Raw genomic sequence first — 12,612 nt, forward strand, 5'->3', positions numbered from 1 at the left:
TCCGGCCTGTGGCGGCTTCAGCCACCGGCCGTCGGGAGCCAGCAGCCGTGCAGGCCGAGCGGGACCCGGACGGGAATGGGGGCGCGGGCCACGGGGCCCGAGGCGGGGTCCTGGGCCGGGACGACCAGGAACCACGCGGACCCGTCGGTGCGGTCGGTGGCGAACGTCAGCCAGTAGCCCTCCTCCTCGGAGTCCCGCCCCGGCACCGGTGCGAAGACCGGCTCCCCGACGGACAGGTCCCCGGCATCCCAGACGCGGGCGGTACCGGTCTCGGTGTCGTGGAACCGCACGGCGTCGTACTCGCCGGGCAGCAGGTCCGTCCGGCCGGTCTCGGTGGCCAGTGCGGCGTAGCGGTGGCGCCGGCCGATGCGCCGGTCGTCGATGCGGGGGAACTCGACCCGGGCGTCGTCCAGCAGGGTCCGGACCATGGTGCCCGCCACCGGGTCGATGCGTGCCCGTACGAGTCCGCCGCTCGCGGGGGTCGCACCGGGCTCCGGTTCTGAGCCGACGGTCAGCCGGCTCCACTGCACGTAGTCCAGGACCACCGGGGCATCCGGGCCGGGCCCGTCGTCGTACGCGTTCACGGTGTGCCAGAGCCAGAACGCCTCGTCGGCGGCCCAGCGCGGCGGCCCGCCGTCGCGCGGGACGAGGACCACGCGGGTCCCGCGCTCGGGCCGCCAGGCGAGGAACGAGCCGCCCGCCATGGCGGCGGGGAGGTCGAAGAAGGCGGGCGCGAGGACGATGACCGCGTAGCGCTCGGTCAGGGCCATGTCGTGGATCATCATCGGCTCGTCCACTCCGCCGACCGGTGTGGGACCGCGCGTGACCGCGCCGTCGCGGCCGATGACCGACCAGGTCAGGTACGGCGCCTCCAGGCCGTAACAGAAGACGACCATCTCGCCGGTGACCGGATCGATCTTGGGGTGGGCCGTGATGCCCACCGGCAGGGCGCCACCGAAGTCTTCCCGGCCGAGCGTCTCCAGGCCGGCGCCGATCCGGTACGGGCACGCGGACTCGGCGAGGGCCAGGAGCCGGCCGCCGTGCCGTACGACGTTGATATCGGGCATGTCCCTGAAAGTGCCCGCCAGTTCGGGCCCGACCTGGTCGGCGTCCGGCATGATCATCGACTCCAGGCCGCCCCACAGGGCCCGGCCGGCCCGTTCCTCGGCCAGGAGCGCGTGGGTGCGTACGAAGCGGTTGCGGTAGCGGGCGCGCCCCTGCGAGAGCCAGACCCCGTGGAGCATGCCGTCCCCGTCGATGGGGTATAGGTACGAGCCGATCGGGGTGAAACGCGGATTGGGGCCGTTGCGCAGGTACAGCCCGTCCAGCGCCGACGGGATCTCACCGGTCACTTCGAGGTCGGCGACGTCCACCTCCTCGCTGACCGGCGCGAATGCGCCCAGCAGGTGGGGAACCCGGGTGGGGTCGAAGCGCGGCGGCGTGTGCGTGTTCACGTGACCTCCCGGGGCGTACTGGCCGACTTCGGTCTTACCGGTACTTCCCAGTGAAACGCGGTGGCCGGTCCGGTGCCAGCCGTCCGGCCCCCGGCCGGCCGGGGGCCGGACCGTAGGGACCGAGTCGGCGGCCGGGCTGAGTCAACCGCCTCGGCAGCCGCAACGCCGCGGAGGCCGGGCCGGAGCGTGTTCTCCCGCTCCGGCCCGGGCCGGGAGGGCTGATCAGCCGCTGACGAGTTCCGCCTTGTTCATCGCGACCACGGTCGTCGAGGACTGCGCCGTGCCGGAGGAGCCGAGGTACGCGGCGGATCCGGCGAGGATGCCGACCGCGGCAAGTGCGAGCAGGACCAGGGAGATGCGTCGGTTGCGCATGTGTTTCGCTCCAGGGATGCGGGTGCGGGCCCCCGGCAGGGCGGCCCCGCTCGACGGTACGTCGAGCCCCGTGCCGGACGATACGGCTCCGGGTGCGAACGGCCCGGCTCAGTCCGTGGGATCCTCGCCCGGCTGCAGGCGCAACTGGTCACCGGTGCGGGTGATGCCGAACCGGGCCAGGGCCTGGGTGGCCGGACCCTGCAGGACGGCGCCGGTGGCGGCGTCGAAGGAGGAGTTGTGGCAGGGGCAGAGGAAGCGGCCGTCCTTGGGCGGGTTCACGGTGCAGCCCGAGTGGGTGCAGAGCCCGGACAGGGCGGTGTACTCCCCCGGTTTCGGCTGCTGCACGTAGACCGGGTCTCCGCTCCCCGGCGCGGAGACCCGTAGCGCACCGCCCACCGGAACCGACGCGGCGGCGAACCCGGGGCCCGAGGGCCCGGCGGAGGCCGAGGGCGCGGGGGCGGGAGCGGGGGCGTCTGTCGGCGCCGCGCTGGTGCGCGGGCGGCTGCGGGCCGCCGCCGCTCCGGTCAGCAGGGTCGCTCCGGCGACGGCCAGGGTGGCGATGGCACCGTCCAGCAGGAGGTGGCGGCGGACGTGGAGACGGGCGCCCGCGGCGCCGGCCGTCGGGCGGCCGCGGCGGGCCGTCAGCGCGTCCAGGGAGAGGTGGGGCGTCCCTACGAGCATCAGCGGCAGCCAGGCCACCAGGTAGATCAGGTCATTGCCCAGGGGCTCGTCGGCCAGCTTGTCGACCGGGAGCTTGGCCAGAGCGGTGGGGTCGCCCTCGTCCGGCTCGAACAGCTGCATGAAGATGCCCTCGGAGCACGCCGTCACCTGGTAGGCCTTGGGGAAGCGGTCGCACATCTTCTCGGCGGCCGCGACGTCCAGGTGCGACACGAACATCGTGCCGTGGCCTACGCCATGGATGCAGGACCTGGTCTGCTCGGGGCCGCACAGGGTGGTGACGGCAGTGACCGGATTCGGCATCTCCTGCAGTTTCTCCTCCACCACCCCGTGCAGGTAGCCGGAGCCGCAGACGTCGTTGAGGAAGTTCACCGCCTTGGTGAAGTCTCCGTGGTACTTCGTCAGCGCGGAGCGTCCGAGGTCGTGGGCGATGGGGTGACAGAAGGCGTTCGCATAGGGGGACTTGACGGTGATCCGTTCCAGGTCGGCGAGTGCGACTCCCGGATCCTTCTCGATGGCCTCGGCGACCAGGTAGTTGCGCAGGGTGCTCCGTGTCCATACCGCCGGAACGGTGGGGGCAGTTGAAGGCGACGTGGTGGAAGGTGCGGCGCCCGACCGGGTCGGCGGCCCGGGCGTCACCAAGGCCGCCGCCGACGACGGAGCCGGACCGGCGCCGCCCGACCAGGGAGTGGTGGCCACGGCACAGACTCCCGCCACGCACAGGTAGAACGCCAGGAGCAGAGCGAGCGGTCGGTACATCGGCAGGCCCCCGGGCGACGGTGTGCAGCTGCGGTACGGGGCACACGCCCCGTCCTCTGTCCGGGCAACGCCCGGACCGACCATCCTGCGTTCACACCGGCCGGAGCGTCTTGGATAAATCGGAGGCCGATTGCGGGGCGGCGGATGGTCAGCGCCCCGGCGGCCCCTCCTGCGGGGCGGGCCGGCGACGGGCCAGGGCCCCTGAGCCGCCCAGCAAGCCCAGCGCGAGCAGCAGCGGTGCCCACGGCGTCCCGGATCTCCGCACTTGCGGTGAGACCCTGCGGCCCGGGTCGTAGGCGACCTGGATCCGTCCGCCCTGGGGTGCCAGGCGACGGTCGTCCTTGAGCTCGTCCGGGTAGCCGTCGGGGCAGCTCAGTACGTGGCGGTAGACCGTCCTGGGCGGAGGGCCGCCCTCCCCCGAGGAACTCTGAGTCTTCTCGTGGACCTCGGAGACCACGCAGTCGGCGACCGCCCCGCGCACCGCCGTCCGATCCGCCAGCGCCACCAGCGTCAGCAGTCCCAGGACCAGGAAGATCGCCCCGAAGACACCGGCACTGCCCCCGACCAGCTTGAGATACCCGACCCAGGCGGCCACGAGCATGACCGCGCCAACGGCGACGGCGACCGTCATCGACGGCGCGGACGCTCCCGCCAGGCACCACCAGGCCCAGCCGTACACCACGGACGCCGCGATCACCACGAACACCGCACCGGCAGTGCGCGAGCCGGTCCGGGCTTCCGTCCCCTCCATCCCCACCACCCCCGGTAGTGGGACGCCGCGGACCCCGCGCCCGGTTGCCGAACCGGCCCCGGGACCCTTCGTGGCGGATTCCCCGGGTGGGCCCGGGTGCCAGGGCTCCCCCCCCCCGGGGAGGAGAGAGGGGAGCCTTCGAACTCCACCCTCCTCTCCACCCCTGGGTCCAGGCGTCGCGAGCCGCCGCGCAGCAGGCTTGAGGGCATGACAACGACCGAGTGGATCACCGACATCGCCCTCCTCCTCATCGTCTTCCGGCAGCTTCGGGAAGGCCGCCTCGACCTCAGGTCCTTCCTGATCCCGCTGGGCATCGTGGCCTTCGTGGCCTACTCCTACCTGGACACCATCCCCACCGCCGGCAATGACCTGGTGCTGATCGCGGTCCTGGTCTCCGTGGGCGCCGCGCTCGGCATCGCGGGTGGCGTCTACACCCGGGTCCGTACCGTCGGGGAGCACGTCCTGATCAAGGCCGGTGCGGTGGCGGCGGTCCTGTGGGTCGTGGGCATGGGAGCGCGGATGGGCTTCCAGCTGTGGGTCGAGCACGGTGGCGGCGCCGCCGATGTCGCCCGGTTCAGCGCCGCGCACCAGATCACCAGTGACAAGGCCTGGGTGGCGGCGTTCGTACTGATGGCCCTCACCGAAGTGGTCACGCGGCTGGCGACGATCTTCATCCGGAGCCGCAGCCTCGCCGTGGCCCGCCCCGCGCCCGTGCTCAACCGTACGGTGTGACCGTGCAGTATGTTCTGCGCATGCCCCCGACGAAGACCCCTCCGCCTCCGGGAACGGCACCGTCCCCGGAGGCGGAGGCGCGTCCGGTTCCCGGACAGGACCCCAGGGTCCGGTGGGCACTGACCTTGGCGGTCGTGGTCGTCGGAGCCGTGACGATCCGGCCCATGGGCTTCAGCGGCCGGGGGCTGGCCGTCGCCGTACTCTTCGTGGTCAGCGCGGCCGCCCTGTTGGGCCGGGGTCTGCCCGAGAACGCGGCGACCCGGCGGTTCGCCCCCGTCTGGCTGACCGGCGGTGTCATCGCCGCGGCCGCCCTGATCGGCCTCAGCAGCAGCGGTTCGGGCTATCTCTTCGCGTTCTTCCTTTCCGGTCACATCGGATACCGGCTGGAGACCAAGTGGGCCCTGGCGCTCGCGGGACTCTGCAGCGTGCTCTGCGCCGGCGCCATCTCTCTCGATCTCGGGGGGCATCAGCCGTTGCCGTGGCTGCTCGGCCTGGCCACCGGCGCCCCGGTCCTGGTCGGCATCCTCAACCGCAGCCAGCGTCAGGCGGTCCTGGCGGTGATCGCGGCGTCCGAGTCCGCCGAACGCGCCGCCCGGGCCGAGGCGCGGACGGCCGTGCTCAGCGAACGGGGCCGGATCGCCCGGGACGTGCACGACGTACTGGCGCACTCGCTGGCCGGGATCAACATGCAGCTGGAACTGACCGACGCGTTGATCGACACCGGTGACCTGGAGAAGGTCCGGGAAGCCAACGCCAAAGCCCACGCCCTGGTCCAGGAGAGCCTCAAGCAGGCGCAGTGGACCGTACACGCGCTGCGCGAGGACGCGTTGCCGCTCGTGGAGAGCTTGACCGCGATGGTCGAATCCTCGGGCCGCCACGCCCGCCTCACCGTCACCGGTACGGCCCGTGAACTCCCCACCCGAGTGACCCAGAACCTGCTGCGGATCGACCAGGAGGCGCTGACCAACGCGGCCCGGCACGCGCCGGGGGGCGCCGTCGGTGTGGATCTGGGGTTCGCCGCCGCATCGACGACGCTGAGGATCCACAACGGCCCCGGCACCCGCCCCGCGACCGCGGGGCCCGGCAGCGGGATGGGCCTGATCGGAATGCGCGAACGCGTCGCCCTACTGAATGGAACCGTCACCGCGGGCCCGGTCACCGAAGGGCCGGACCGGGGCGGATGGCACGTGGAGGCAGTGATCCCGGGATGAGCGAACCGACCGAGGAACGTCACAGGCTGAGGGTGATCGTCGCCGACGACCAGGCCGCCGTCCGGGAGCCGCTCGCCGCGGTACTGGGCCTGGCCGAGGACATCGACGTCGTGGCGGCCGCCGCGGACGGGACGGAGGTGCTCGCGGCCGTCGCCGCCGGGCCGGTGGACGTCGTACTGATGGACCTGAGGATGCCCGTCATGGACGGGATCGAGACGACCCGGCGGCTGTGCGAGGAGTACCCGCAGGTGGCGGTGGTCGTGCTCACCACGTTCGCCGATGACGACTCGATCCTGGGCGCACTGGGCGCGGGAGCCCGCGGGTACCTGACGAAGAACGCGGGACGCAAGGACATCACCCGCGCCATCCGGGCCGCCGCCGGTCAGTCCGTACTCGACCGCGAAGTACAGGACCGGCTGCTGGCCACTGTCAGGAACACGGCCGCGCCCACGCATGCCCCCGTGCCGGGATCGGCCCTGCCCGAGGACCTGACACGCCGCGAACGCGAAGTCCTCGCGCTGATCGGCCAGGGCCTGCCCAACCGGGGAATCGCCGAGAGGCTCTTCATCAGCGAGGCCACGGTGAAGACCCACATCAACAACCTCTTCGCCAAGGCCGGCATCCAGGACCGGGCGGCGGCCGTCCGGCGGGCCATCGAAGCGGGGCTGGCCTGACACGGGGCCGGTCTGACACTGGGCGGTCTGACACTGGGCGGTCTGACGCGGGGACATGCCTGATGTCAGGGACTGGACTTGGGTACTTCGGCCGCTCCCCCGGCCTTGACCACGTCGACGACGCGTTCGTGGAACGCGGCGAGGCCGTGCGGTGGGAGGGGGGCGGGGCTACCGGTCAGGGTGTACCACTCCTCCGCCCCGGTGTACCGGACCCGGACCCGGACGGTGTCGTACGGGCCGACCTCGGTCGTCACGGTGAGATCGCCCGTGACCACGCCGACCTCGTCGGTCATCGCCCCGCCGGGACCCGCCTTCAGGTGCGCGGTCAACACGACCGAGCTCCACTCCGGGCCGCCGCCGTGGCCGGGGGACGGACGCTCTGCCGACAGGTGGGTGGTCATGAGGGGCGATCCTCCGATAGGGGTCGGACGGCCGGGTGCGGGCCGGGGTTCGGATCGTCTGCCCCCGTTCCGCGGGCTCAATCACAGACCGCTCATGGTTCCCGACAGCCGAAGCCCCGGGCCCGACAAGATCCGAAAGAGACGGCCTAGGGGGTGGTGAGGTTCGGGAAGGTGAAGGTGTAACCCCGCGCCTTGAGCCACGGCAGGTACTCCTTGAGCGCCGCGACCGTCTCGCTGCGGTCGCCGCCCCCGTCGTGGAAGAGGACCGTCGGCCGGGCGGGCAGCTGTCCCTCCACGGTGGCGACGATGGCGGGCAGCCCCGGCCTGCTCCAGTCCTTGGGGTCCACGCTCCAGCCCAGGGGCCGCATCCCGTTCGCGGCGGCTATCGCACGGCTGTCGGGGGTGAAGGCGCCGCCCGGAGCACGGTAGTAGCGGACGGCGACCCCCGGCCCGGCCTCCTCGATCATCGCCTTGCCGTCGAGGATCTGTTGCTGCTGGTACGCGACGGGCTTGTGGTCCATGGTCACGTCGTGGTCGACGGAGTGGTCGCACAGCCGGTGCCCCTCGGCCGCGACCGCACGCACCAGGTCCGGGTGCTGCTGGGCGCTGGTTCCGATCATGCAGAAGGTGGCCTTGACATGGTTCTCCCGCAGCACCTTGAGGACTTCCGGCGTCCAGCGCGGGTCCGGACCGTCGTCGATGGTGATGGCGATGGCGTGGCCCGGGCCCGCCGCCAGCCGGGAGATCCCGACCGGGACCCGGGCGGGGCCGTAGGCGCTCGCAGCCGAGGAGCGGGCCGCCGAGGACCCTTCGGCCGAGCGGTCGGACGAGCCGGCCGCACCCGCCGAGTCGGCGGAGCCCGCCGGGCCGTTCGGAGCGGCGAGGGCCGGTGCGCCGCCGGCCGCCAGAACGGCGAGGGTGGCGGCCGCGATGGCGGATCCCGCCCGAAGACGGCGTACGGAACTACGGGTGATGCCCATGGAAGCGCTTTTCCTTCGTGCTCGGCCCCCCCGGTCTCACACTGCTGCCCGTCCAGGCTAGGTCCTCCGCCGGGGCGCCGTCCTCGCCCGATCGGCCCATCGGGCGAGCTCCCGGGAGGCACCGTGCGGGCGGGCGGGGCGCCCCGGGCCCGTACTGCCCCGTAACGGATGAATGGGGTGATATCCCTCACAGTCGCACGTCGCACCCGAGCTCAGCGCTGTGCGTCGACCGGGGCACGGCGCCCGCGTCCTGGCACAGGGCGTCGGTGATGCGCATCAGGAATTCATGCGAACGGCGAACTGCGTTGCGCCATCCGCCACATGGCGCTCCTGCACTGGACGGACGCACCATCTCACCTTCAGGGAGAGCCGTATGCGTCAGCCACCGCACCTCGCCGTGACGTCCGTCGCCGTCCTCGCCGTCTGCGCGCTCGCCGCTCTCGGTGCGGCGCCGGCGACCGGAGCGGCCGAACGGCCGGCCGTGACCCCGAGCCCGGTGGAGGCCGCCGCTCCCGGGCCCAGCACGCTCCCGTTACCCGAGTCCCGGCAGTCCACCGTGATCGCCCCCGGGGTCACCCAGACCTCGATCGTCCTCGGCCGGACCGATGCCGACGACGTCTGGACCGTCCACGTGAACCAGCCCTTGACCGCCGACGGCCCGTACAGCCGGGCCACCGCGGCCCTCGGCCCCAAGGAGCGAGCCGACCGGCTGGCCGCGGCCCTGCGGGCCAAGGGCCTCGAACCCCGGGTGGAACGGGTCCTGATCCCCGCCTTCGCCGACCGCCCGGTCGGCACCCTGGGCTGGACCGTGCGGATCGGCCGGTACGCCGACCAGGGCGCGGCGACGGCCGCGCTCGCACAGGTCCGGGCGGCAGGGTTCGCCGGGGACACCCGGTACACGGCGCAGGACGGTACGGACGCGGACGCCCTCCAGCGGGTGTTCGTGCTGCGGGTGGACTTCAAGCGGTTCACCGGCAGTCTGACCAGTGACTTCGGGCCAAGCATCGACGTCCACGAGAAGCTGCCCGATCTGGCGGCCGCCGCCGGGGCCCTCGCGGGCATCAACGCCCAGTGGTTCGCGGCCGGCGCGTCGCTCGGCCTGTACGTCAAGGACGGCCGGCTGCTGAGCGGGGCGACTCAGGGCCGCGGAGGCTTCAGGATCACGAACGGCGGGCGGCAACTGGACGTCGACACGTACACCACGCGGATCACGGTCAGGGCGGGCGGCTCCACGAGGGAGATCGACGGCGTCAACCGGATCCCCGGTGAGATCTGGAACTGCGGGGGCGTCGGCGGGGACCAGCCCACCCAGCACCCGCAGCACGACTTCAAGTGCACCGACGAGAGCGAGCTCGTCCGCTTCACCCCCGAGTGGAGCACCCCGCCGACCGGGGCGGGAGCCGAGGTGGTCCTGGACCGCGACGACCGGGTGACGGCGGTGCACCGCACGCGCGGGGCCAAGCCGCCCGCGGGAGGCTCCACCCTCCAGGCCATCGGGGAGAGCGCCACATGGCTGCTGGCCCACGCACGCCCCGGAGCCCGGCTGGGAATCGCCCAGCGCGTCCTGGACGGCGCCGGTCACGATGTCCCGCTCACCCCGGACACCACGATCCTCCAGATCGGCCCGACACTGGTCCGGGACGGGCGGATCGCGGTGAACGCCCTCGCCGACGGCATCATCCGCGAAGGAGACGACCAGACCTTCACCTACAACTGGCTGGTCCGCGGCAACCCGCGCTCGATGATCGGCGTCGACGCCCAGAGGCGGCTGCTGCTGGTCGTCGTGGACGGGCGCCGGGCCGGGTGGAGCGAGGGCCTGGGCGTCGCCGCGGCCGCGAAACTGATGAAGTCCTTGGGCGCCCGGGAGGCACTGAACCTCGACGGCGGAGGATCCAGCGTGATGGTCACCGCGGCGTCGGGCATCGTCAACCGCCCCTCGGACCCCACGGGTCCGCGCTCGCTCGGCAACGTCCTGCTGCTGCACAGCGCGTCGCCCGGCCGCTGACACCGGGGCCACGGTCCGGGGCGCCCCGTCGCGGACCGTGCGGACCCCGCACTCGCGCGCCTCCGGGCTCCGTCTCAGCCCAGCTGCTCGGCCAGGCCGATGATGACGCCCTCCGGTCCGCGGACGTAGCAGAGCAGGTAGCTGTCCTCGAACCGGGCGATCTCGCCCACGAGTTCGGCGCCATGAGGGCGCAGGCGAGCAACGGTGTCCTCGAGGTCGTCGACGGCGAACATGACGCGGTGCGTGCCCAGAATGTTGTGCGGCCGATTGCGCACTCCGTCCCTGACCGCTACGGGGCTGCGGTACTTCGCCAGTTCGAGGCGGCTGTGGCCGTCCGGGGTACGGACCATCGCGATGTCACAGTGGACGCCGTCGAGTCCGGTGCACTGGTCGGCGACGAGGCCCTTGACCTCCGCCCTGCCCTCCAGCTCCATACCGAGCTCCACGAAGAACGCGATGGCGGCGTCCATGTCTTCGACGACGATGCCCACATTGTCCATCCGCTGAATCGCCATGCCGGTTTCTCCCTCTTCCTCGTGCGGCCCGTGGTGGCCGCTGATGTCCCTGGGACGGAGCCGACGGCGTGTTCTCGACATCCTCCGACTGCCGGACACCGAGCATTCTGGATCGCGCACCGGCACCACCACGGCTTCGGCGCGGCGGGGGCTCCGGCGCGTCCGCCCAGACGCATCCGATAGAATCGATGTCTAAATCGAGATAAAAAGTTGAGATGCTGTGGGGTGCTCATGGACGGTGGGGCGGATGGAGCGGCGCAGCGTACGCATGCCGGCACCGAGGCGGACGAGCACCTCATCCGCGAGGTCGAGAAGATCGTCGTCGGCCTCGGCCGGATGTTTCCGGGACTGTGCGAGGTGGTGCTGCACGACCTGCGCGACCCGCAGAACGCCGTCCGGGCGATCGAGAACAACCTTTCCGGCCGGGCGGTCGGGGATTCCGCCACGGAGCTGGGGCTGCGCCGCATCAGCGACCCGCAGTACCCGACCGTGATCCAGAACTACGCCAACCGCTTCCCCGACGGCCGCCCGGCGAAGAGCACCTCGATCGGCATCAAGAACGCCGCGGGCGAGTACATCGCGGCGCTCTGCCTGAACCTCGATGTGTCCGTCCTGTCCCCGGTGACGCTGACGCTGTCGAACCTCATCGCGACGGACGGCACGCACGGGGAGCAGCCCGTGGAATCGCTGCGGGACCGCAACGCCCAGGAGCTGCGCCACGTGGTCGAAGCACTGTCGGCGGAGCGCGGCAGCACCCCCCGGTCCCTCAGCCGCACGGACAAGCGGGCCCTGGTCCGGAGACTGCGCGAGGACGGCTACTTCGACTCGCGTGACGCCGCGCAGGCCATGGCGGACCTGCTCGGGGTGTCCCGGGCAACCGTTTACAACTATGCCAAGTGAGGGCTCCCACCGGCCCGTGCGCGCCGTCGCCTGAGCGCACCCAGAGAGAGGAAACCCGTGTTCGTCACCTTCGCCCAGGTCGAGGAGAGCGGCGAACTCGCCGCCTGCGCCACCTTCAGCACCGAACCCCTGCCCAACATCCCCGCCCTGGCCCCCTTCGCGGCCGAGGGGGTGTGGCGGCTGCGCAAGATGGCCAGCGATCCACTCGTCCGCGGGCAGGGTTTCGGCGGGGCCGTACTGCGCGCCGGCCTGGAAGCGTGCACGGCGCGCGGCGGCCAGCTCGTCTGGTGCAGTGGCCGCCTCGCCGCAGCCGGCTTCTATCGGCACCAGGGCTTCACCGCGGTCGGCGACCAGTACACCGTCCCGGGCATCGGGCAGCACTACCACTTCGTCCGCGAACTCCCCTGAGCCGACCGGCCGTCACGTGCTCCTGCTTCCGGCCTCAGCTCGTACTCATCGGGCATTCACCTGCCCTGCTCCGTGAGCTTGCCCTTGCGCAGGTTGAGGATGCGGTCGGACTGCGCGGCCAGTTGCTGGGAATGGGTGACGACGACCACGCACTTGTCCTGGTGGTGGGCGAGGTCGCGGAAGGTGTCGATGATGCCCTGGGCGGTGTCCTCGTCGAGGTTTCCGGTGGGTTCGTCGGCGAAGAGGATGTCGACGTCGCAGGCCAGGGCCCGGGCGATGGCGACGCGCTGTTGCTGGCCACCGGAGAGCCTCATGACGTTGCGGGTGGCCATCTCCTTGTCGAGGCCGATGTTCTCGAGGAGTCGCAGGGCGCGGGCCTTGCGGCTGCCGGTGGCGGGTTTCGCGCCGGTGATCTCCATGGCGGTGGTGACGTTCTGGAGGGCGGTCATGTAGGTGAGGAGGTTGTACTGCTGGAAGATCGTGGCGGCGTGCTTGTTGCGGTAGCGGCCGAGGCCGAGTTCGGTGAGGTTCCGTCCGTCGAAGCTGACGGTGCCCTGGGTGGGGGTGTCGAGGCCGCTGGCGAGGGACAGCAGGGTGGTCTTGCCGCTGCCGGAGGGGCCCAGGATGGTGTAGAAGGTGCCGCGTTCGAAGGCGTAGTCGACGTCCCTCAGGACCGTGGTCCTGCGGCGCCCGCCGGAGTAGGTGTGGCTGACGCCGGCGAGGCGCAGGACGGGCGGGGCCGTAGTGGCGGTGGTCGCGGTCGTGGTCATGG

Annotated in this window: 14 protein-coding genes; 6 read left to right on the forward strand and 8 right to left on the reverse strand. The window is 72.0% G+C overall.

What is annotated here, in order from left to right:
- Nucleotides 1-17: 17 nt before the first annotated feature.
- From OG435_RS02140 to OG435_RS02155, 4 genes are all read right to left on the reverse strand, one after another.
- Complete coding sequence (locus OG435_RS02140) at nucleotides 18-1,454, reverse strand: carotenoid oxygenase family protein (RefSeq protein WP_266874976.1); 1,437 nt, start codon at nucleotides 1,452-1,454, stop codon at nucleotides 18-20.
- A gap of 222 nt (nucleotides 1,455-1,676) precedes the next feature.
- Complete coding sequence (locus OG435_RS02145; protein ID WP_266874977.1) at nucleotides 1,677-1,826, reverse strand: hypothetical protein; 150 nt, start codon at nucleotides 1,824-1,826, stop codon at nucleotides 1,677-1,679.
- A gap of 108 nt (nucleotides 1,827-1,934) precedes the next feature.
- Entirely contained in the window at nucleotides 1,935-3,263 is a 1,329-nt protein-coding gene (locus OG435_RS02150; RefSeq protein ID WP_266874978.1) for a ubiquinol-cytochrome c reductase iron-sulfur subunit, read from the reverse strand.
- Between the two features lie 148 nt (nucleotides 3,264-3,411).
- Entirely contained in the window at nucleotides 3,412-4,014 is a 603-nt protein-coding gene (locus OG435_RS02155) for a hypothetical protein (protein ID WP_266874979.1), read from the reverse strand.
- A gap of 207 nt (nucleotides 4,015-4,221) precedes the next feature.
- Between OG435_RS02155 and OG435_RS02160 the strand changes: the two genes are divergently transcribed.
- The 3 genes from OG435_RS02160 to OG435_RS02170 are packed head-to-tail and all read left to right on the forward strand — an operon-like array spanning nucleotide 4,222 to nucleotide 6,631.
- Nucleotides 4,222-4,746, forward strand: a complete 525-nt coding sequence (locus tag OG435_RS02160; RefSeq protein ID WP_266874980.1) for a hypothetical protein — start codon at nucleotides 4,222-4,224, stop codon at nucleotides 4,744-4,746.
- A 20-nt stretch (nucleotides 4,747-4,766) separates the two neighbouring features.
- Nucleotides 4,767-5,957: a sensor histidine kinase gene (locus OG435_RS02165; protein ID WP_266874981.1), complete on the forward strand. Its 1,191-nt coding sequence runs from the start codon at nucleotides 4,767-4,769 to the stop codon at nucleotides 5,955-5,957.
- Nucleotides 5,954-6,631, forward strand: coding sequence for a response regulator transcription factor (locus tag OG435_RS02170; RefSeq protein ID WP_266874982.1), 678 nt, complete (start codon nucleotides 5,954-5,956; stop codon nucleotides 6,629-6,631). The genes OG435_RS02165 and OG435_RS02170 overlap by 4 nt, the downstream gene beginning before the upstream one ends.
- Nucleotides 6,632-6,696: 65 nt before the next feature.
- Here the strand turns inward: OG435_RS02170 and OG435_RS02175 are convergent, their stop codons facing one another.
- The gene (locus OG435_RS02175) at nucleotides 6,697-7,032 is read right to left on the reverse strand and encodes a hypothetical protein (RefSeq protein WP_323187770.1); all 336 of its coding nucleotides are present in this window, start codon (nucleotides 7,030-7,032) and stop codon (nucleotides 6,697-6,699) included.
- A 146-nt stretch (nucleotides 7,033-7,178) separates the two neighbouring features.
- Nucleotides 7,179-8,012: a polysaccharide deacetylase family protein gene (locus OG435_RS02180; RefSeq protein WP_266874983.1), complete on the reverse strand. Its 834-nt coding sequence runs from the start codon at nucleotides 8,010-8,012 to the stop codon at nucleotides 7,179-7,181.
- A 373-nt stretch (nucleotides 8,013-8,385) separates the two neighbouring features.
- On the opposite strand from OG435_RS02180, the gene OG435_RS02185 reads away from it, so the two are divergent.
- The gene (locus OG435_RS02185) at nucleotides 8,386-10,017 is read left to right on the forward strand and encodes a phosphodiester glycosidase family protein (protein WP_266874984.1); all 1,632 of its coding nucleotides are present in this window, start codon (nucleotides 8,386-8,388) and stop codon (nucleotides 10,015-10,017) included.
- A 74-nt stretch (nucleotides 10,018-10,091) separates the two neighbouring features.
- On the opposite strand, the gene OG435_RS02190 is transcribed toward OG435_RS02185, so the two are convergent.
- Nucleotides 10,092-10,532 carry a VOC family protein gene (locus OG435_RS02190; protein WP_266874985.1) on the reverse strand — a complete coding sequence of 147 codons (441 nt, stop codon included), beginning with the start codon at nucleotides 10,530-10,532 and terminating at the stop codon, nucleotides 10,092-10,094.
- A 231-nt stretch (nucleotides 10,533-10,763) separates the two neighbouring features.
- Here OG435_RS02190 and OG435_RS02195 point away from each other — a divergent pair, with 231 nt between their 5' ends.
- Both OG435_RS02195 and OG435_RS02200 read left to right on the forward strand, forming a co-directional pair.
- A complete protein-coding gene (locus tag OG435_RS02195; protein ID WP_266874986.1) occupies nucleotides 10,764-11,432 on the forward strand; it encodes a helix-turn-helix transcriptional regulator in 669 nt (222 codons plus the stop codon).
- 57 nt (nucleotides 11,433-11,489) lie between these two features.
- Nucleotides 11,490-11,840: a GNAT family N-acetyltransferase gene (locus OG435_RS02200; RefSeq protein ID WP_266874987.1), complete on the forward strand. Its 351-nt coding sequence runs from the start codon at nucleotides 11,490-11,492 to the stop codon at nucleotides 11,838-11,840.
- A 56-nt stretch (nucleotides 11,841-11,896) separates the two neighbouring features.
- Here OG435_RS02200 and OG435_RS02205 read toward each other — a convergent pair whose 3' ends face one another.
- Nucleotides 11,897-12,610, reverse strand: coding sequence for an ABC transporter ATP-binding protein (locus OG435_RS02205; protein WP_266874988.1), 714 nt, complete (start codon nucleotides 12,608-12,610; stop codon nucleotides 11,897-11,899).
- Nucleotides 12,611-12,612: the final 2 nt, after the last annotated feature.

Source organism: Streptomyces sp. NBC_01264 (assembly GCF_026340675.1).
Taxonomy (GTDB): Bacteria; Actinomycetota; Actinomycetes; order Streptomycetales; family Streptomycetaceae; genus Streptomyces.

Bases quoted from the DNA above. Each gene is read 5' to 3' on its own strand.
- OG435_RS02145 (WP_266874977.1), bottom strand. From the start codon at position 1,826: ATGCGCAACCGACGCATCTCCCTGGTCCTGCTCGCACTTGCCGCGGTC.
- OG435_RS02150 (WP_266874978.1), bottom strand. From the start codon at position 3,263: ATGTACCGACCGCTCGCTCTGCTCCTGGCGTTCTACCTGTGCGTGGCG.
- OG435_RS02155 (WP_266874979.1), bottom strand. From the start codon at position 4,014: ATGGAGGGGACGGAAGCCCGGACCGGCTCGCGCACTGCCGGTGCGGTG.
- OG435_RS02160 (WP_266874980.1), top strand. From the start codon at position 4,222: ATGACAACGACCGAGTGGATCACCGACATCGCCCTCCTCCTCATCGTC.
- OG435_RS02165 (WP_266874981.1), top strand. From the start codon at position 4,767: ATGCCCCCGACGAAGACCCCTCCGCCTCCGGGAACGGCACCGTCCCCG.
- OG435_RS02170 (WP_266874982.1), top strand. From the start codon at position 5,954: ATGAGCGAACCGACCGAGGAACGTCACAGGCTGAGGGTGATCGTCGCC.
- OG435_RS02175 (WP_323187770.1), bottom strand. From the start codon at position 7,032: ATGACCACCCACCTGTCGGCAGAGCGTCCGTCCCCCGGCCACGGCGGC.
- OG435_RS02180 (WP_266874983.1), bottom strand. From the start codon at position 8,012: ATGGGCATCACCCGTAGTTCCGTACGCCGTCTTCGGGCGGGATCCGCC.
- OG435_RS02185 (WP_266874984.1), top strand. From the start codon at position 8,386: ATGCGTCAGCCACCGCACCTCGCCGTGACGTCCGTCGCCGTCCTCGCC.
- OG435_RS02190 (WP_266874985.1), bottom strand. From the start codon at position 10,532: ATGGCGATTCAGCGGATGGACAATGTGGGCATCGTCGTCGAAGACATG.
- OG435_RS02195 (WP_266874986.1), top strand. From the start codon at position 10,764: ATGGACGGTGGGGCGGATGGAGCGGCGCAGCGTACGCATGCCGGCACC.
- OG435_RS02205 (WP_266874988.1), bottom strand. From the start codon at position 12,610: ATGACCACGACCGCGACCACCGCCACTACGGCCCCGCCCGTCCTGCGC.